The organism is Sphingomonas sp. LC-1, from assembly GCF_025371035.1.
GTDB classification, from domain to species: Bacteria; Pseudomonadota; Alphaproteobacteria; order Sphingomonadales; family Sphingomonadaceae; genus Sphingomonas; species Sphingomonas sanguinis_E.
Map to the genome: position 1 here is coordinate 264,741 of NZ_JANZXB010000002.1, position 18,816 is coordinate 283,556.

Genomic DNA, 18,816 nt, shown 5'->3' on the forward strand with positions numbered 1-18,816 from the left:
CTGCAAGGGGGGTGGCAGGCCGAAGGCCTGACGAAGGGGTGTCCCGCCCGGCAAGTAAAGCCTGCCCTCGCAACCGGTAACACCCCTCCACCATGCGGCGCATGGCCCCCCTCTCCTTACAGGGGAGGAATGGGTCTTTCCCGAATCACATTTTGCGCTTCGGCGAATCGGAGTCTATCGGGTCCGCAAACTCCTCCCAGTATCAGGACCCGCTGCCCGATGGCCGTTTCGCTCCCCACCGCTCCCTCCGTCGATCAGGTGCCGGTTCGCCGCGCGCTGTTGTCGGTGTCCGACAAGACCGGCGTCATCGACCTGGCGCGTGCGCTGGCCGAACGCGGAGTCGATCTGGTCTCGACCGGCGGCACGGCCAAGGCGATCCGCGATGCGGGCCTGCCGGTACGCGACATTTCCGAGGTTACCAACTTCCCGGAGATGATGGACGGCCGGGTCAAGACGCTGCACCCGATGGTCCATGGTGGCCTGCTTGCGGTGCGCGACGATCCCGCGCATGCCGCCGCGATGACCGAGCATGGCATCGGTGCGATCGACCTGGTGGTCGTGAACCTCTACCCCTTTCAGCAGACGGTCGCAAAGGGCGCCGAACGCCCCGAAATCATCGAGAATATCGACATTGGCGGTCCGTCCATGGTTCGTTCGGCCGCCAAGAATCACGGTTACGTGTCGATCCTGACCGACCCGAACGATTATGCCGACTTCCTCGCCGAACTCGCGGCGAATGACGGCGCCTCGACGCTGAAGACCCGCCAGCGTCTCGCCGCCAAGGCCTTTGCCGCCACCGCCGCCTATGACTCGGCGATCGCCCAGTGGTTCGCCTTCGCCGATCAGGGCGAGGCGTTCCCGGCGACCCTGCCGCTCGCCTTTACCAAGCATCCCGAAACCCTGCGCTACGGCGAGAACCCGCATCAGGTCGCGGCGCTCTATCTGCCGCAGCGGGGTGGGCAGGGTATCGCGCAGGCCGAGCAGTTGCAGGGCAAGGCGCTGAGCTACAACAACCTCAATGACGCCGATGCCGCGCTGGAGCTGGTCAGCGAGTTCATCGACGGCCCGCCGACCGTGGTGATCGTCAAGCACGCCAATCCGTGCGGCGTGGCGAGCGGCGAGACGCTGCTCGAGGCCTATCAGGCGGCCTTCGCCTGCGACACGGTGTCGGCGTTCGGCGGCATCATCGCCTGCAACCGCCCGCTCGACGCCGAGACGGCGGAAGCCATCTCGGGCATCTTCACCGAGGTGGTGGTGGCACCCGACGCGAGCGCGGAGGCCCGCGCGATCTTCGCCAAGAAGAAGAATCTCCGTCTGCTGCTGTCGGGCGAACTGCCCAATCCGTCGCGTGCCGGCCTGATGCTGAAGTCGATCGCGGGCGGCCTGCTGGTCCAGAGCCGCGACAATGGTCGCCTGACCGACGACATGCTGAAGGTCGTCACCAAGCGCGCCCCGACCGAGCAGGAGCTGGCCGATTGCCGCTTTGCCTGGACGGTCGCCAAGCATGTGAAGTCGAACGCGATCGTCTATGCCAAGGGCGGTTCGACCGCGGGCGTGGGCGCGGGCCAGATGAACCGCCTGGAATCGGCGCGCATCGCTGCGTGGAAGGCCAAGGACGCCGCCGACAAGGCGGGCTGGGCCGAGCCGCGCACCATCGGTTCGGCGGTCGCGTCGGACGCGTTCTTCCCCTTCGCCGATGGCCTGCTCGCGGCGGTCGAGGCGGGCGCGACCGCGGTGATCCAGCCGGGCGGCTCGATCCGCGACGACGAGGTCATTGCGGCCGCGGACGAAGCCGGGCTGGCGATGGTGTTCACCGGCATGCGCCACTTCCGGCATTGATGATTGGGGGGCCCCTCTCGACGCATGCGGGAGGGGCTTTTCCGATCCGGCCTTGCGGGGGCGGAAAGATCATATCTAGCGTGGCCCATCGGCAACATTCGGGGAACGGGGTGATAACAGGGGCTGTTTAGCCTCTCTCTGTTCCGCTAAACCGCGCTGGTCATGCCCCATCTCTATCTCGTCGACGGCTCCGGCTATATCTTCCGCGCCTATCACCGCCTGCCGCCGCTGACCAACAAGCATGGCGAGCCGGTGGGGGCGGTGTACGGCTATACCACCATGCTCTGGAAGCTGGTGGACGAGATCAACGCCGCCGACGGGCCGACCCATATGGCGGTGGTCCTCGACAAGTCGTCCAAGACCTTCCGCAACGAGATGTACGACCAGTATAAGGCGCACCGGCCCCCGCCCCCGCCCGATCTGGTCCCCCAATTCCCGATGATCCGCGACGCCACCCGCGCCTTCTCGCTGCCCTGCATCGAGGAAGCAGGGCTGGAGGCCGACGACCTGATCGCCTGCTATGCCCGCGCCGCGATGGCCGAGGGGTGGCAGGTCACGATCGTATCGGGCGACAAGGACCTGATGCAGCTGGTCGAGGATGGCAGCCTCGACATGCTCGACACGATGAACAACCGGCGTCTGGGCGAATCTTACGTCCAGGAGAAGTTCGGCGTCGGCCCGAAGCAGTTGGGCGATGTGCTGGCGCTGATGGGCGACAGCGTCGACAACGTGCCGGGCGTGCCGGGCGTGGGTCCGAAGACCGCCTCCAAGCTGATCGTCGAGCATGGCGACCTCGAATCGGTGCTGGCCGCCGCGCCCGAGATGAAGAAGGGCAAGCTGCGCGACAACCTCATTGAACATGCCGAGAATGCGCGGCTGTCGAAGCGGCTGGTCACGCTGGAGTGCAATGCGCCGCTGCCGCAGCCGCTGGAGGAACTGGCGCTGCATCCGACCATCCCGGATGCGCCGCTGCGCGCGTTCCTGGAGCATCATGGCTTCCGCTCGCTGATCGCCAAGATGGGGCAGATCACCGAAGACGCCGCGCCCGCCCCCGCCGCCGGAGAGGCCGCGCCCGCCGCGCCGATGGACGATGACGAGCCCTGCAATCTCGACGGCTATACCACGGTCCAGGACCTGGAGACGCTCGACCAATGGGTGGCGGACGCACGTCACCAGGGCTTTATCGCGATCGATACCGAGACCAGCTCGACCGACGCGACCCAGGCCGAACTGGTCGGGGTCAGCCTGTGCCTGGCGCCCAACAAGGCATGTTACATCCCGCTTGGCCATGGCGGCACCGACCTCCTTTCGGAAGTGCCGGTACAGATTCCGGTCGCCGAAGCGCTCGATCGGATCAAGGCGCTGTGCGAGGACCCGTCGGTCCTGAAGATCGGCCAGAACCTGAAATTCGACATGATCGTGCTGGGCGAGCGGGGCATTTCCGTCGCGCCGCATGACGACACGATCGTGCTGAGCTTTGACCTCGACGCCGGGCTGCACGGCCATGGCATGGACGAGCTGGCTGCGACCCATCTGTCGCACACCTGCCTGGCCTTCAAGGAAGTGGTCGGCACCGGCAAGAAGCAGCTCGGCTTCCACGAGGTCGATCTCAAGACCGCCACCCGCTACGCCGCCGAGGATGCCGACGTCACGCTGCGGCTGTGGAAGCGGTTCAAGGCGCGACTCCCCATGGAGCAGGCGACGCGAGTCTATGAGATGGTCGACCGCCCGCTGGTGCCGGTGATCGCGGGCATGGAGCGGCGCGGGATCAAGGTCGATCGCGAACGCCTGTCGCAGCTTTCGACCGAGTTCGCCGGACAGATTGCGGGCCTTGAGGGGGAGATCCACGCCATGGCGGGCACCCCCTTCACCATCGGCAGCCCCAAGCAGCTGGGCGAGATCCTGTTCGACCGGCTCGGCCTGAAGGGCGGGCGCAAGGGCAAGTCGGGCGTCTATTCGACCGACGTGACCGAACTCGAACGCTTGGCCCGCGACGGCGGCGAGGCGGCGGAGATCGTGCGCAAGATCCTGGAATGGCGCCAGCTGTCCAAGCTGAAGAGCACCTATACCGATGCGCTCCAGGCGCAGATCAACCCGAAGACCGGCCGCGTCCACACTAGCTACAGCCTGACCGGCGCGCAGACCGGGCGGCTGTCCTCGACCGAGCCCAACCTTCAGAACATCCCGATCCGCACCGAGGTCGGGCGACAGCTGCGCGAGGCGTTCATCGCCGAGGACGGCCATGTCCTGATCGCCGCCGACTATTCGCAGATCGAATTGCGCCTCGCCGCGCATATGGCCGACGTGCCCGCCTTGCGTGATGCCTTTGCGAACGGCGACGACATCCACAGCCTGACCGCCAAGGAATTGTTCGGCGAGGTCAATCGCGACACGCGCGGGCGGGCCAAGACGATCAACTTCGCCATCCTCTACGGCATTTCGCGCTGGGGGCTGGCGGGCCGCCTCGACGTGTCGGCGGACGAGGCGCAGGCGATGATCGACCGCTATTTCGAGCGTTTCCCCGGCATCAACCGCTATATCGCCGAGACGCTGTCGAGCGTGCGCGAGAAGGGCTTCACGAGCACGCTGTTCGGCCGCAAGACCCATTTCCCGCGCATCGCCTCACGCAATCAGGGCGAGCGGCAGGGGGCGGAACGCGCCGCGATCAACGCCCCGATCCAGGGCACCAGTGCCGACATCATCAAGCGCGCCATGGTCCGCATGGAACCCGCGCTCGCCGCGGCTGGCCTCGGCCATGTGCGGATGCTGCTCCAGGTGCATGACGAACTGGTGTTCGAAGCGCCCGAGGCGGATGCCGAAGCCGCCGGCGCCGTGATCCGCGAAGTGATGGCGGGCGCGGCCGAACCGGCCGTCACGCTGTCGGTGCCGCTGGGCGTCGAGATCGGGTTCGGCAAAAGCTGGGGCGCGGCGCATTGACCGTCGCGTCCCGCCTTTTCCAGCCGCTCTGCCGCTGATGGCCGAAACCAAGGACATTGATGCGCTCGCCAAAGGCGGGCGGACCAATATCGCAGGGTTCATCCTGCGACTGGCGGCGCGCATCCCCTTCCTGTTCATCGCCGGGCGGATCTATGGTCCGGATCTGGTCGGGCGCTTCGCCATTGCGGTGGTCGTCGTCGAACTGGCGGCGCTGATCGCGACGCTGGGTCTCAAGCGTGGGCTGGCGCAGGCGCTGTCCTCAACCGATCGGCCCCATGTCCATGTCGTGTGGGACGCGATGGCGCTGGCCTTCCTGGCCTCGGTTGTGGCCAGCGGTCTATTATGGTCGTTTCCTGAGCTACTCTATCCCAACAGCGCCATCACCGGGCTGGACCGATGGCTGCCCTGCATCATCGTCGCCATCGCCTGGTCGGATGTCAGCCTCGCCGCGCTCGCCTATCGCCTGAACGTCAAGGCGACCGTTACCGCGCGCGCGGTGGTCGAGCCTTGGACCATCTCGATCGCCGCCTGGGTCTTTTCCTTCTTCACGATCCGCGACGGCTTGGTGCTGTCCTATGTGGCGTCGATGACAGCGGCGCTGATCGCCAGCCTGGTGCCGTTCCTGCGCAGCTATGGCCTGCCCCATGGCTGGAGCCCCCGGCTCGCCGCCGTGTTCGCGCTCGCCCGCGCCAATGCGCCGCTGGCGGGGGCGGACGCACTGGAATGGGGCACGCGCAATGTCGACCGCTTCATCCTGGGCGTGATGTTCGAACCCCGCATCGTCGGCATCTATTATATGGCGCAGCAGGTCGCCTCGCTGCCGCAGAAGCTGAAGACCAGTTTCGACCCGATCCTGGGCCCGGTCATCACCCAGAGCCTGGCCAATGGCGATATGGGCGCGATCGCGCGGCAGGTGCGACAGGTCGCCTTCTGGATCATGGCGGCGCAGGGGTGCCTGGCGCTGATGGGATCGATTCCGGGCGAAGGCGTGATGGGCGTGGTCGGCCCGCAATTCGTGTCGGGCACCGCCGCGCTGGCCTTCCTGCTGTTCGCCGAGGTGCTGGCCTCGACCGGTGCGGTGTGCGAATCGGCGCTGGTCTATACCGCACGCCACCGCAACCTGATGATCTCGATCGCGATGCTGGGGGTGCAGATCGGCTTGAGCTTCGCGCTGATCCTGGGGATGCGTGCCCTGGGCTGGCCGGAAACCTGGGCCGCGGCGGGTCCGGCAGTGGCGCTGGCGGCCAGCGTGACCATGACATCGGTGATCAAGGCGCGCGTCCTGTCAGGCATGCTGAAGGCCCCGGTCTCCCCGTTTCGCTGGCCGCTTGTCTGGGCGGCGGCGGCGGCGACGGCGGTGGGGGCCATCTTCACGCTGTTGCCGCAGCGGCTGGAATGGGCGGAACTGCTGTTCGGCGAGCCCGCGATCGCGGCGACCTATCTGTTCATACTCTGGCGCTGGGCGTTCGGCCCGGCGGACCGTGCGCTGTTCGGCAAGGCCCCCAGCGCGGACGAGGCCACATTACCCCATTCGGGCGGAATCACGCGGTAAGGTCGTCCTCCCCCTCGACGGCAGCAGGATCGCGGCCTTGAGGGGTAGGGACAGGGCTCAGTTCGCGACGGCGACCGGCCCGCGTGGGGGACCCGCGTAGCTGGCGACGGCGGCGGCAACATTCTGGATCAGCAACTGGCGCTGACGAATATCCTCGGTCGTGTCGCCGATCATCACCGCGATGGCGAAGCGGCGGCCATCGGGGGCGGTCAGCAGGCCGACATCGTTGAAGCCCGCATTGCGACGACCCAGATCCTGGCCGGTGCCGGTCTTGTGCGCGATCTTCCACCCGGACGGCACGGCGGCGCGCAGCCGGGCATGGCCGGTGCGCGAGGCTTCCATCGTGTCGAGCAGGATGCGGGTCGAGGTTTCGGACAGCAACTCACCCCGCGCCAGCCGGGCCAGCGCGTCGGCGATCGCGATCGGGGCGGCGCCATCGGGCGGATCGCCGACATAGGCGTCGAGCGCGGCGGTCCGTGCCGCCGGATCGAGCCGGTTGCGCGCCGCCTGGAATGCCCCCGCCATCGCGAAGGCGGGTTGCCAGGTCAGCCCGGCGGTCTTCGCCTGGAGCAGCCGCTCACCCGGACCGAAGCGGATGTCGCCCAGCCGCTTGTTGGCGATCATCGTGCGTACTGCCTGCGGTCCGCCGACAAAGGTCAGCAGCCGGTCGTTGGCGGTATTGTCGCTCTGCGTCAGCGCGCGGGTCAGGAGTTCGCCGACCGTGGTGTGATAGCCGTCGCCCTTGACCAGCATCGCGATCGGCTGGTGAAACAGGGTCAGGTCCTCGTGGCGGACCACCACCGGTTCGTCCAGCCGCGCGCGGCCCTGGTCGCGAAGGTCGAGCAGGGTGATCGCGACCCACAGCTTCGATACCGATTGCTGCGGCAGGCGCTGACGGCCGCCGACCTCGACCGTCCAGCCGTCATCGACCGCGCGGATGGCGATGCCCTTCTTGCCCGAGAAACCGGCGGACAGCCGGTCGATCGTGCTGACCAGCCCGCTGGGCGCGGCGGGCGCGCGGCTGGGGCGGGGCGGGGGGAGCGGCATCGACACCGAAACTTGGGGATCGGGCACGCTGGGAGCATGGGACGTCGCACCGGGGCGTGAATCCGCCCCACAGCCTGCGAGCCCCAAGAGAAGAAATCCGGCAGGCCATGAACGCAGCCTGCCGCTCAATACTCGCTTCGCCACCGCAATACCCCGCAACACAGGGGTATCCTTACGTCTTGACCGGGTGGGGGAAATCCCCCCGCACGGGGCTTGCGACGAAAGGTCGCTCCTGCACGACAAGACGCGAAACATTCTGAATTCCTCCCCTACAAGGGGAGGTGGCGCGCGAAGCGCGTCGGAGGGGTGTCCCCGCTATCGAGGAGGGCGACACCCTCCGTCAGGCTTGCGCCTGCCACCTCCCCTTGTAGGGGAGGAATCAAGGCTTGCTTCACGGAATCAGGATCGTGTCCACCGCCTCCGCCTGCATCTCGGGATAGTCCAGCGTGTAATGCAGCCCGCGGCTTTCCTTGCGGTGGAGCGCACAGCGCACGATCAACTCGGCGGTCTGGAGCAAGTTGCGCAGCTCGATCAGGTCGGGCGTGACGCGGAAATGGCCGTAATAGTCGTTGATCTCGTCGGTCAGCATGCGGATGCGGTGCTGCGCGCGCTCCAGCCGCTTGGTGGTGCGGACGATGCCGACATAATTCCACATGAAGCGGCGGATTTCGGTCCAGTTCTGCTTGATGACCACCTCTTCGTCCGAATCGGTGACTCGGCTTTCATCCCAGGGGCGGATGGCGGGGGCGGGGGGCAGATCGTCCCAATGCGCCGCGATATGGTTCGCACACGCCTCGCCATAGACGAAGCATTCGAGGAGCGAATTGGAGGCCAGCCGGTTGGCGCCGTGCAGCCCCGACTGCGTCACCTCGCCCGCCGCATAGAGGCCGGGCAGGTCGGTGCGCCCGTCGCGGTCCACGATCACGCCGCCACAGGTATAATGCTGCGCGGGCACGACCGGGATCGGCTGGACCGTCATATCGATTCCCAGCGACAGCAGCTTTTCGTGGATATTGGGGAAATGCTCGCGGACGAAGGCGGGCGACTGGTGGCTGATGTCGAGATGGACATAGTCCAGGCCCAGCCGCTTGATCTCATGGTCGATCGCACGCGCTACGATGTCGCGGGGGGCGAGTTCGGCGCGCGGGTCGAGATCGGGCATGAAGCGGTGCCCGGTCTCGGGAATCTTCAGATGCCCGCCCTCGCCGCGAACCGCCTCGGTAATCAGGAAATTCTTGACCTGGGTGTTGTAGAGGCAGGTCGGGTGGAACTGCATGAATTCCATGTTCGACACGCGCGCGCCCGCGCGCCACGCCATCGCGATGCCGTCGCCGGTCGCCCCCTTGGGTGCAGTGGAGAATTGATAGGTGCGGCCGGCACCCCCGGTCGCCAGGATCGTCGCTCGCGCCTTGTGCACCACGACGCGGCCCGTCCGCCGGTCGACCGCATAGATGCCCCAGACATGGCCCGCCCCCGAATAGCGCATCTCGTGGCGGCTGGTCGCCAGGTCGATCGCGACCTGATCGGGGACCATGGTGATGTTGGGATGCGCGTCCGCGGCCTTCAACAGCGCGTCGAGCACCGCCCAGCCGGTCGCATCCGCCACATGGACGATGCGCCGGTGCGAATGCCCGCCCTCGCGCGTCAGGTGGAGCATATTGCCCTCGGTCGCGAAGGGGACTCCCACTTTCTGGAGGCGCTCGATCGCGGCGGGGGCGTTCTCGACCACGAATTCGACGGTGGCGCGGTCGTTCAGACCCGCGCCCGCGACCATCGTATCCTCGATATGGCTGTCGAAGGTGTCGCCGGGTTCGAGGACGGCGGCGATGCCCCCCTGCGCCCAGGCGGTCGAGCCCTCGTTCAGCTTGCCCTTGGCCAGCACCGTCACCTTGAACCGGTCCGCCAGATTGAGCGCGGCGGTCAGCCCGGCCGCGCCCGATCCGACGATCAGAATATCGGAATCGGTCATGCGCGGGCTCCTTGGGGCGCTGGGGTCATGGCGTACCCTCTGGCACGGACGAGAGGGTTGGGACAGGGGGTAAGCGCTTGTCTTGCGGGAAGGGGCTTCCCACCTCCTGCGCTATGACGCTGGCCCGGCCCGATTGGCGCGACCGTCTGCGCGCCGCGATTCCCACGGGGCTGATCGTGGGCGGCATGGGCTATGCGCTCATTCTGGGGCTGGGCTTCGCGCCGAGCCTCCCGGCCCCGTCGCAAGCGCTCGACAGCTTCGACGTGGTGCCTCCGGCTCCGCCGCCACCGCCCCGGACTCAGCCCAAAAAGGTCGAAACCCACCGCCCGCGCGGCGCGGCGGCGCCGCCCAATATCCGGTCGCAGGCGACCCAAGTGGTGGCGCCCCCGCCGATCGTGGTGTTGCCGCCCGTTTCGCCCGTCATCGTCGCGCCGGTTGCGGGGACGGGGGCGGATGCCAGCCAGGGCGCGTCCGACAAGCCCGGTCCGGGCACCGGTGCGGGCGGGATCGGCAACGGCACGGGCAGCGGCGGGTCGGGCGACGGCGACGGTTATGGGGAGGAAACCCCGCCCCGGCGGATCAAGGGGCGAATCAAGGACTCGGACTATCCTGAGGCCGCCGCCGATGCGGGCGCGAGCGGGACGGTGCAGGTCCGCTATTTCGTCAATGTCGATGGTCGGGTCAGCGGCTGTGTGGTGACTCAGAGCAGCGGCAACGCCGCGCTCGACGAGACGACGTGCCAGCTGATCGAGCAGCGATACCGCTATGATCCGTCGCGTGATGCCGATGGCCGGCCGGTGCGCTCGATCATCGTGGTCAATCAGGACTGGGTGTTGGAGCGGGTGCGGGACGAGCGGTGAGGGCGGGGCGTGGGCTTCGACTTCGCTTAGCCTGAACGGGGCTTGAGGATTTTCTTGGTTCGCGCGGAGGCGCGGAGAACGCAGAGATGTCGTACTTCGCTTTGCTGGCCGGCCGTCATCATCGACCTTTGAGGCGGATCATGCGCTTGCCAAGCGCCTGACACCTCCGCGTTCTCCGCGCCTCCGCGCGAACCAATCTCTTCTCCCTAAACTTCGTTCAGCCTGAGTGAAGTCGAAGGCCAAGGGAATCTCTTGGCCTCAGGCCCCCACGCTCCGCGTCAGCGACAGGAACACGTCCTCCAGATCGGCTTCCTTGGTCGAGACATCGACGATCCCATAGCCATCCGCCTGCACCGCTGCCAAAACTTGGCCCGCATTCACCTTGTCCTTGGCATAGGTGATCTCCAGCGTGCGGCTGCCCTTCAGCACGATTTTGCCGAAGCTGGCATGGTCGGGCACCGCTGCGACATCGCGGTCCACCGTCACCGCGACGATCTTTTCCTGCGCCTTGCCGACCAGTTCGCGGGTCGGCTCATTGGCGACCAGGCGACCATGGTTGATGATCGCGATCCGGTCGCACAGCTCCTCGGCCTCTTCGAGATAATGGGTGGTCAGTACCACCGTCACGCCCTGTTCGTTCAACTGGCGCACATAGGCCCAGAGCTGCTGGCGAAGCTCGATGTCGACGCCTGCGGTCGGTTCGTCGAGGACCAGCACCGGCGGCGAATGCACCATCGCCTTGGCGACCATCAGGCGGCGCTTCATGCCGCCCGACAGGGTGCGCGAATAGGCGTTGGCCTTGTCCTCCAGATGCACCGCGCGCAGCAGTTCCATCGAGCGGCGCTGACCCTTGGGCACGCCGTACAGCCCGCCCTGGATCTCCAGCGTCTCCAGCGGCGTGAAGAAGGGGTCGAACAGGATTTCCTGGTTGACGATGCCGATCGACGCCTTGGCGTTGCGCGGATGCTGGTCGATGTCGAAGCCCCAGATCGATGCCGATCCTTCGGTCTTCATCACCAAGCCCGCCAGGATGTTGATCAGCGTCGACTTGCCCGCACCGTTCGGCCCCAGCAGCCCGAAGATCTGCCCCCGCGGCACGTCGAAGCTGACCCCGTCGAGCGCGCGCTTGCCGCCCTGATAGGTCTTGGCGATGCCCTGGATCGAAATGGCGGCTTCTGTCGAGGAGGTCATGGTGCCAGCGATAGGCGCGTGACGCAGAGAGGCCAAGCCGGTTTTGCCCTGTTTTGGGCAATTGCACGGGGCTCCACGCCTTGCTATCGCCACAGCCATTATGTTGCCGCCGCCCGAAACCACCCGCGTCACCCAGACCCGCGTCGCTTGCGACGGTGCCACCGACATTCCCGGAGGCGCTGCGCTCGGCCATCCGCGCGTCTGGCTGCAGATCGATGAGACCGGCTATGTCGATTGCGGCTATTGCGATCGCCGCTTCGTGCTGATCGGTGGCCCGGCGGATGGTGCGGATCAGTCGCAGCTTCCCGACCATGGGGATGGCGCGGGCCGCTGAGCCCCCTATATCGGTGGCATGACATCCGCCACCGATCCCCGCTCGTTCCTCTACCGTGACACGCTCGATCCGGAGGCCGCACTTCGGCTGACCGCCAATGCGCTGTCGCGGGCGGACGATGGCGAGCTGTATCTGCAATATAAGCGATCCGAAGCGTTCGGCTTCGATGACGGGCGGCTGAAGACGGCCAGCTACGACACGCATTCGGGTTTCGGCCTGCGCGCGGTATCGGGCGAGATGACCGCCTTCGCCCATGCCAATGAGCTTTCCGAGGCGGCGATCAAGCGCGCAGCGGAGACCATGGCGCTGATCGACCCCGCCAAGGGCACCGCCGCGCCCCCGCCGCAGGGGACCAATCGCCATCTTTATACCGCGACCGATCCGCTCGACCTGATCCCCTTCGCCGAGAAGGTGACGCTCTGCCAGACGATCGACGCCGCTGCCCGTGCGCGCGATCCCCGCGTCGTGCAGGTGTCGGTCGGGCTGTCGGGAAGCTGGAGCGTGGTGGAGATCGTTCGCCCCGACGGCTTCGTCGCCACCGACGTCCGCCCGCTCGTCCGGCTCAACATCTCGGTCGTGGTCGAACAGAATGGGCGGCGCGAAACGGGCAGCTTCGGGATCGGCGGTCGTTACCTTTACGATCGACTGGTCGCGCGCGAGACGTGGGAGCGCGGCATCGACGTCGCGTTGAACCAGGCGCTGGTCAATCTGGACTCGGTCGCAGCGCCCGCGGGGGAGATGACGGTGTTGCTGGGCCCCGGCTGGCCGGGCGTGCTGCTGCACGAGGCGATCGGGCACGGGTTGGAGGGTGACTTCAACCGTAAGGGCACCTCGGCCTTTTCGGGACGGATCGGCGAGCGGGTCGCGGCGGCGGGCGTCACCGTGGTCGATGACGGCAGCCTTGTCGACCGGCGCGGCTCGCTGTCGATCGATGACGAGGGGACGCCGACGCGTGAGGTCGTGCTGATCGAGGACGGTATCCTCAAGGGCTATATGCAGGATCGGCTCAACGCGCGGCTGATGGGCGTCGCGCCGACCGGCAATGGCCGCCGCGAGAGCTTTGCCCATGCGCCGATGCCGCGCATGACCAACACCTTCATGAAGGGTGGGCAGGACGATCCCGCTGAGCTGCTGTCGCGGGTGAAGAACGGCATCTTCGCCAAGTCCTTCGGTGGCGGACAGGTCGACATCGTGTCGGGCAAGTTCGTCTTCTCCTGCACCGAGGCGTACCGGATCGAGAATGGCCGCCTGGGCGCGCCGATCAAGGGCGCGACGCTGATCGGCGACGGGCCGAGCGTGCTGACCAAGGTGAAGGGCATCGGCAACGACTTCGCGCTGGACGAGGGCGTGGGGGTCTGCGGCAAGGGCGGGCAGAGCGTGCCTGCGGGCGTCGGCCAGCCGAGCCTGCTGGTCGAAGGGCTGACCGTCGGCGGCACCGCGCTGGCGGCGTGATTTCCCTTCCTCCCCTAGAAGGGGAAGGTGGCAGGCCGCAGGCCTGACGGAGGGGTGTCACGCTCTCGATAGCGGGTCCCCCCTCCTTACAGGGGAGGAAAGGCTGCCCAAAATTTAAGCATATCCTTGCCAATGCCTAAAAATTGATGCCGTCCGGCAGGCGAAAAGGATCGCGCCGGACCATCATAGCGCGAAAAAGTCGCGAAATCGTAACTGGCACACCCTTTGCAAAGCTTGTTGGCGGGAAACGCAAAGGGGGCACAGGTGAAGCTGATCATCGCTATCATCAAGCCGTTCAAGCTCGACGAGGTGCGCGAGGCGCTCACCACTTTGGGCGTGGCGGGCATGACGGTGACCGAGGTGAAGGGTTTCGGGCGGCAAAAGGGCCAGACCGAAATCTATCGCGGTGCCGAATACAGCACCAACATGGTGCCCAAGATCAAGATCGAGGTCGTTTGCGCGTCCGAGATTGCCGACCGCGTCGTCGAATCGATCCAGGCCGCCGCCAATACCGGCGCGATCGGCGACGGCAAGATCTTCATGCTCGATGTCGGCCAGGCCGTGCGCATCCGCACCGGCGAAACCGACGAATCGGCGCTCTGAGAGAGGGGGGGATTTCGATGAAGCATGTCACCAAATTGGCGACCGGCGCGACGGGCCTCGGCCTGGCGCTCTTCGCCGCGCTGCCCGCCTGGGCCCAGGATGCCGCCGCGCTCCAGTCGCCCGCCGCCGCCGCGCCGGCCGCGACCGTGAACAAGGGCGACACCGCCTGGATGCTCACCTCGACCGTGCTGGTCATGATGATGATCCTGCCGGGCCTGGCGCTGTTCTATGGCGGTCTGACCCGCGCGAAGAACATGCTGTCCACCATGACGCAGATCGGCGCGGCCGCATGTCTCGCGATGCTGATCTGGGTGATGTACGGCTATAGCCTGGCCTTCGGGCCGGACGTGTCGGGGGGCGCGTCCAACTTCATCTCCGGGCTGGGCAAGGCGTTCCTCTCGGGCGTCACGCCCGCCAGCCAGGCGGCGACCTTTACCGCTGGCGTCGAAATCCCCGAATATGTCTTCATCTGCTTCCAGATGACCTTCGCCGCGATCACCGCCGCGCTGGTGCTCGGCTCGGTCGTCGAGCGGATGAAATTCTCGGCGGTCATGGCGTTCACCGCCGTGTGGCTGACCATCGTCTATTTCCCGATCGCGCACATGGTGTGGGCATCGTCGGGCCTGTTCTTCAAGGCGGGCGCGCTCGACTTTGCGGGCGGCACCGTGGTGCACATCAACGCCGGCGTCTCGGCGCTGGTCGCCGCGCTGATCCTGGGTAAGCGCATGGGCTATCCGACGACCCCGATGCCCCCGCACTCGCTGACGCTGACCGGCGTGGGCACCGGCCTGCTGTGGGTCGGCTGGTTCGGGTTCAACGCGGGCTCCGCGCTGGAGGCCAATGGCTCGGCGGGTCTGGCGATGATCAACACCTTCGTCGCGACGGCGTCGGGCGGCCTGTTCTGGATGCTCGCCGAGCGTCTGGCGGGTCATAAGGGTTCGGCGCTGGGCTTCTGCTCGGGCATCGTCGCCGGCCTGGTCGCGGTGACCCCGGCCGCTGGTAACTCCGGTCCGTTCGGTGCGATCGTGCTGGGTGCGATCGCCAGCGTGGTCTGCTTCTATGCGGTGTCGGTCCTCAAGCCCAAGCTCGGCTATGACGATGCGCTCGACGCCTTCGGCGTGCACGGCATCGGCGGCATGATCGGCGCGATCGGCACCGCCGTGGTCTACGCTCCCTCGTTGGGCGGTCCGGGTGCGGCCGACTATGCGATCGGGCCGAAGCTGCTGGTACAGCTTGGCGCGGTCGCCACCACGATCGTCTGGGCCACCATCGGCACCGTCATCGCCATGTTCGTCGCCAAGGCCCTGACCGGCCTGCGGGTCTCGAAGGAAGTCGAGCAGGAAGGCCTCGACCTCGGCGAGCACGGCGAGCGCGCCTACAACTGATCGGGAGCGGGGCGAGAGACCCCCGCACCCCACGACGTTCCTCCTGCGGACGACCTAAGCCCGGTGCGGTAACGCACCGGGCCTTTTTTATGTTGGCGGGGAGGAGGGGGCGCTGCCCCCGCCTCTGCCGGGACGTCTCGGGATAGTATCAACCTCCGTTCGCACTGAGCGAAGTCGAAGTGCACGGGATTCGCTTACCCGGAGGGTGGGGCGTGGCCTTCGACTTCGCTCAGGCTGAACGGAGGTTCGGTAGGTTGAACGGCGGTGGCAGGGTCGTGGGTTGGGGCGCTTACCGCCCCTTCGGACCCGCCGGTTGCTGCGACCGCTGGGCCGCCTTGGCCGCTTCATATTCGTCGAAGGTGCGCGACAGCAGCGCCTGCGCCTCCGCCTCGGTCACCTTGCCGTCCTTGTTTGCATCGGCCTTGCCGAACCACAGATCGGCGAGGCGTCCGGCATGGACGTCGTCGATCTTCTTCTGGCCGTTGCCCATCTTCATGATGGCAGCCTTCACCTCGGCCTTGGTCAGTGCGCCGTCGTGATTGGTGTCGCGCGCCTTGAACTCGCGGGAGAATTTGGCGGCGGCCGACGCGCGCGTGTCCTGCTGCGCCAGGACGGGGGCGGCGGGCACGGCGAGCGTGGCGGCGATCAGGCCGGCGACGAGGAAACGGGTCATGCGGGACACTCCTGAACGGGACATCATGGCCGCTCCTGACGGCCTTTGGCTGTCGGGGCAATGAACGACCCCAAGCGAAGGTTGCGTGCGGCCGCCACAGCGCATAGGGCGCGGGGCAAATCCATCCCCTCTTCATCAAGGACTTTGCCATGAGCGAAGATATCAAGCGCGTCGTCCTCGCCTATTCGGGCGGCCTCGACACCAGCGTCATCCTCAAGTGGCTGCAGCAGCATTATGGCTGCGAGGTCGTGACCTTCACCGCCGATCTGGGCCAGGGCGAGGAGTTGGAGCCCGCGCGCAAGAAGGCGGAGATGGCGGGCGTAAAGCCCGAGCATATCTTCATCGACGATCTGCGCGAGGAGTTCGTCAAGGATTACGTGTTCCCGATGATGCGCGCCAACGCGCTCTACGAGGGGCTGTACCTGCTCGGCACCTCGATCGCGCGGCCGCTGATAGCCAAGCGCCAGATCGAGATCGCCAAGATGGTGAACGCCGACGCGGTCAGCCACGGCGCGACCGGCAAGGGCAACGACCAGGTCCGCTTCGAGCTGGGCTATTATGCGCTGAACCCCGACATCAAGGTCATCGCACCGTGGCGCGAATGGGACCTGACCAGCCGCACCAAGCTGATCGAATTCGCTGAGGCGCACCAGATCCCGGTGTCGAAGGACAAGCGCGGCGAAGCGCCCTTCTCGACCGACGCGAACCTGCTGCACACCTCGTCCGAGGGCAAGGTGCTGGAGGATCCGTGGGATGAGGTCCCCGATTACGTCTATTCGCGCACCGTCAACCCGGAGGACGCGCCCGACGTCCCCGAGACGATCACCATCGATTTCGAGCGTGGCGACGGCGTCGCGCTGAACGGCGAGGCGTGCTCGCCCGCCACGCTGCTGACCAAGCTCAACGAGCTGGGCCGCAAGCACGGCATCGGCCGCCTCGACCTGGTCGAGAACCGCTTCGTCGGCATGAAGAGCCGCGGCATGTACGAGACGCCGGGCGGCACCATCTATGCGCTGGCGCATCGCGGCATCGAGCAGATCACGCTCGATCGCGGCGCCGCGCATCTGAAGGACGAACTGGCGCCGCGTTATGCCGAGCTGGTCTATAACGGCTTCTGGTTCTCGCCGGAGCGCGAGATGCTGCAGGCCGCCGTCAACTACAGCCAGGAGAAGGTGACCGGCACCGTCCGCCTGAAGCTGTACAAGGGCCAGGCGATCGTGACGGGGCGCAAGTCGCCTTACAGCCTGTATTCGGAAAAGGTCGTCACCTTCGAGGACGATCAGGGCGCGTATGACCAGCGCGACGCGGCGGGCTTCATCAAGCTCAACGCGCTGCGCCTGCGCCTGCTGGGCCGTCGCGACCGGGCCTGATCCGATCCCGTCCTGACAGGAGCCATCGCCATGGATCGCCGACGGGACGGAAGAACTGACGAAGAGGCGGGGCTGTGGTGGCAGTCTCGCCTCTTTTTGTGGCTGTGCGTGATCGTATCGGCGGTGCCGCTGCTCTGGCCCGCCGTGCCGCCGCTGAGTGACATGGGCGACCATATCGGCAGCTATCGCATCCTGGCCGAGGCGGGGCGCGGACCGTTGGGGCGTCATTACGACGTGCATTGGGCCGCGGTCGGCAATTTGGGGGTCGAGGGGTTGGTGCTGGCGCTCCACCGCCTGTTTGACCTCGACATCGAACCGGCGGCCAAGCTGGTCGTACTGGCGATCCCGCCGCTGACGGTCGCGGGAATCTTCGCCTTGGCGCGCGCTGCGCATGGGCGGATTCCGGCGACCGCGATGCTCGCCCTTCCGCTGGCCTATGGCCCCTCGCTCCAGATGGGGTTCGTCAATTTCAGCCTGGCCCAGGCGCTGGTGCTGCTCGCCATGGCGCTGTGGCTGTATCTGGCGCGGCGGTGGAGCGCCGGCTGGCGAATCCTGCTCTTCGCGCTGATCGCGCCGGTGATCTGGCTGACCCATGCGCTGGGCTGGGCGCTGTTGCTGACCAATGTCTTTGCGATGGAGGCGACGCGGCTGAGCGGCACGGGGCGGTCCTGGAGGCAGGCGATGCTGCGAGCCGGATTGGCGGTGGCGCCGATGGCCTCGCCAGCCTTGTTGATGCTGAAGGGCGGCGGGGACCAGGTGGCGGGCGATACCGGCGGCTGGTTCATGGTCTACAAGATGCGCTGGATCCTGACGCTGTTCCGCGAGCAATGGGCGATCTGGGACATTGCGGCGCTGATCGTCATACTGCTCTTCGGCTATGCGGTGATCCGGTCGCGCCGTCTGTCGGTCCTGCCGCTTCTGGCGATACCGGCGGGGCTGGGCTTCCTGATCTTCCTGATCCTGCCCTATGTCTATCGCGGCGGCGCCTATCTCGACATGCGGATGCTGTGTCCGGCGGTGATCCTGGCGATCCTGTCGGTGCGCGTGTCGCCTGGCCGCGATCATGGGCGCATCGCGGCGGCGACGACCGGCTTCTTCCTCGTTCGTATTATCGGCACCACCATCGCCTTCGCCCAGCTGGCGGCGGCGCAGGAGCGCGACTGGCGGGCGCTGTCGGCCTTGCCGCCGGGCGGCCGGGTACTGGTGCTGACCGATGCCGAGGCGGAAGGCGGCTGGGGCGGTCCCCGGCGCTGGCATATTGCGGGGATCGCGATCGCGCGGCGGCGTGTGTTCACCAATACCCAGTGGAGCGTGCCCGGCCAGCATCTGATCCGGCCCCGGGTCGCCGGGGCCGCGCCCTATGACGGCGATCCCTCCAGCCTGGTCTTCGCGCCGGGCAGTCTGGGCGGATGGGTCGATTTCGACGCCGCGATCCGCGACTTCGATCGCTGCGCCTTCGATGCGGTGTGGACGATCGGTTTCCCGGCGGGGCGGGCGAAGTCGCCCGACCTGATCCGCACATGGTCCGACCGCGATTCCGCCGTCTATCGCGTTCGGCGCGACCGATGCTTGTCGGACGCCCCTTCGGTCCGCTAGGCACTTTC

Annotated in this window: 14 protein-coding genes; 10 read left to right on the forward strand and 4 right to left on the reverse strand. The window is 66.9% G+C overall.

Annotation, left to right across the window (positions count from 1 at the left end; all coding sequences use genetic code 11):
- Positions 1–219 precede the first annotated feature (219 nt).
- From purH to NZL82_RS04050, 3 genes are all read left to right on the forward strand, one after another.
- Positions 220–1,839 carry a bifunctional phosphoribosylaminoimidazolecarboxamide formyltransferase/IMP cyclohydrolase gene (purH, locus tag NZL82_RS04040; protein WP_261268482.1) on the forward strand — a complete coding sequence of 540 codons (1,620 nt, stop codon included), beginning with the start codon at positions 220–222 and terminating at the stop codon, positions 1,837–1,839.
- Positions 1,840–2,001: 162 nt separating this feature from the next.
- Positions 2,002–4,776: a DNA polymerase I gene (gene polA / locus NZL82_RS04045; protein WP_261268483.1), complete on the forward strand. Its 2,775-nt coding sequence runs from the start codon at positions 2,002–2,004 to the stop codon at positions 4,774–4,776.
- 37 nt (positions 4,777–4,813) lie between these two features.
- The gene (locus NZL82_RS04050) at positions 4,814–6,328 is read left to right on the forward strand and encodes a lipopolysaccharide biosynthesis protein (protein WP_261268484.1); all 1,515 of its coding nucleotides are present in this window, start codon (positions 4,814–4,816) and stop codon (positions 6,326–6,328) included.
- A 57-nt stretch (positions 6,329–6,385) separates the two neighbouring features.
- On the opposite strand, the gene NZL82_RS04055 is transcribed toward NZL82_RS04050, so the two are convergent.
- Positions 6,386–7,525, reverse strand: coding sequence for a serine hydrolase (locus tag NZL82_RS04055; protein ID WP_405051345.1), 1,140 nt, complete (start codon positions 7,523–7,525; stop codon positions 6,386–6,388).
- A 241-nt stretch (positions 7,526–7,766) separates the two neighbouring features.
- Positions 7,767–9,344 (reverse strand): L-aspartate oxidase, encoded by a 1,578-nt coding sequence (nadB, locus tag NZL82_RS04060; protein ID WP_261268485.1) that lies wholly within the window; start codon positions 9,342–9,344, stop codon positions 7,767–7,769.
- A 113-nt stretch (positions 9,345–9,457) separates the two neighbouring features.
- Between nadB and NZL82_RS04065 the strand changes: the two genes are divergently transcribed.
- Positions 9,458–10,204, forward strand: coding sequence for an energy transducer TonB (locus tag NZL82_RS04065; RefSeq protein WP_261268486.1), 747 nt, complete (start codon positions 9,458–9,460; stop codon positions 10,202–10,204).
- A gap of 258 nt (positions 10,205–10,462) precedes the next feature.
- On the opposite strand, the gene NZL82_RS04070 is transcribed toward NZL82_RS04065, so the two are convergent.
- A complete protein-coding gene (locus tag NZL82_RS04070) occupies positions 10,463–11,395 on the reverse strand; it encodes an ABC transporter ATP-binding protein (RefSeq protein ID WP_261268487.1) in 933 nt (310 codons plus the stop codon).
- A gap of 100 nt (positions 11,396–11,495) precedes the next feature.
- Between NZL82_RS04070 and NZL82_RS04075 the strand changes: the two genes are divergently transcribed.
- From NZL82_RS04075 to NZL82_RS04090, 4 genes are all read left to right on the forward strand, one after another.
- Positions 11,496–11,729 (forward strand): zinc-finger domain-containing protein, encoded by a 234-nt coding sequence (locus NZL82_RS04075; protein ID WP_261268488.1) that lies wholly within the window; start codon positions 11,496–11,498, stop codon positions 11,727–11,729.
- A gap of 18 nt (positions 11,730–11,747) precedes the next feature.
- On the forward strand, positions 11,748–13,181 hold the full coding sequence (gene tldD, locus NZL82_RS04080) for a metalloprotease TldD (RefSeq protein WP_261268489.1): 1,434 nt from the start codon (positions 11,748–11,750) through the stop codon (positions 13,179–13,181).
- Positions 13,182–13,445: 264 nt separating this feature from the next.
- A complete protein-coding gene (locus NZL82_RS04085) occupies positions 13,446–13,784 on the forward strand; it encodes a P-II family nitrogen regulator (protein ID WP_042488306.1) in 339 nt (112 codons plus the stop codon).
- A 17-nt stretch (positions 13,785–13,801) separates the two neighbouring features.
- Entirely contained in the window at positions 13,802–15,169 is a 1,368-nt protein-coding gene (locus NZL82_RS04090) for an ammonium transporter (protein WP_261268490.1), read from the forward strand.
- 289 nt (positions 15,170–15,458) lie between these two features.
- On the opposite strand, the gene NZL82_RS04095 is transcribed toward NZL82_RS04090, so the two are convergent.
- Positions 15,459–15,842 (reverse strand): EF-hand domain-containing protein, encoded by a 384-nt coding sequence (locus NZL82_RS04095; protein ID WP_261268491.1) that lies wholly within the window; start codon positions 15,840–15,842, stop codon positions 15,459–15,461.
- A gap of 149 nt (positions 15,843–15,991) precedes the next feature.
- Between NZL82_RS04095 and NZL82_RS04100 the strand changes: the two genes are divergently transcribed.
- Together NZL82_RS04100 and NZL82_RS04105 are read left to right on the forward strand one after the other, a co-directional pair.
- Entirely contained in the window at positions 15,992–17,212 is a 1,221-nt protein-coding gene (locus NZL82_RS04100; RefSeq protein WP_261268492.1) for an argininosuccinate synthase, read from the forward strand.
- 30 nt (positions 17,213–17,242) lie between these two features.
- Entirely contained in the window at positions 17,243–18,808 is a 1,566-nt protein-coding gene (locus NZL82_RS04105; RefSeq protein ID WP_261268493.1) for a hypothetical protein, read from the forward strand.
- Positions 18,809–18,816: the final 8 nt, after the last annotated feature.

Bases quoted from the DNA above. Each gene is read 5' to 3' on its own strand.
- purH (WP_261268482.1), top strand. From the start codon at position 220: ATGGCCGTTTCGCTCCCCACCGCTCCCTCCGTCGATCAGGTGCCGGTT.
- polA (WP_261268483.1), top strand. From the start codon at position 2,002: ATGCCCCATCTCTATCTCGTCGACGGCTCCGGCTATATCTTCCGCGCC.
- NZL82_RS04050 (WP_261268484.1), top strand. From the start codon at position 4,814: ATGGCCGAAACCAAGGACATTGATGCGCTCGCCAAAGGCGGGCGGACC.
- nadB (WP_261268485.1), bottom strand. From the start codon at position 9,344: ATGACCGATTCCGATATTCTGATCGTCGGATCGGGCGCGGCCGGGCTG.
- NZL82_RS04065 (WP_261268486.1), top strand. From the start codon at position 9,458: ATGACGCTGGCCCGGCCCGATTGGCGCGACCGTCTGCGCGCCGCGATT.
- NZL82_RS04070 (WP_261268487.1), bottom strand. From the start codon at position 11,395: ATGACCTCCTCGACAGAAGCCGCCATTTCGATCCAGGGCATCGCCAAG.
- NZL82_RS04075 (WP_261268488.1), top strand. From the start codon at position 11,496: ATGTTGCCGCCGCCCGAAACCACCCGCGTCACCCAGACCCGCGTCGCT.
- tldD (WP_261268489.1), top strand. From the start codon at position 11,748: ATGACATCCGCCACCGATCCCCGCTCGTTCCTCTACCGTGACACGCTC.
- NZL82_RS04090 (WP_261268490.1), top strand. From the start codon at position 13,802: ATGAAGCATGTCACCAAATTGGCGACCGGCGCGACGGGCCTCGGCCTG.
- NZL82_RS04095 (WP_261268491.1), bottom strand. From the start codon at position 15,842: ATGACCCGTTTCCTCGTCGCCGGCCTGATCGCCGCCACGCTCGCCGTG.
- NZL82_RS04100 (WP_261268492.1), top strand. From the start codon at position 15,992: ATGAGCGAAGATATCAAGCGCGTCGTCCTCGCCTATTCGGGCGGCCTC.
- NZL82_RS04105 (WP_261268493.1), top strand. From the start codon at position 17,243: ATGGATCGCCGACGGGACGGAAGAACTGACGAAGAGGCGGGGCTGTGG.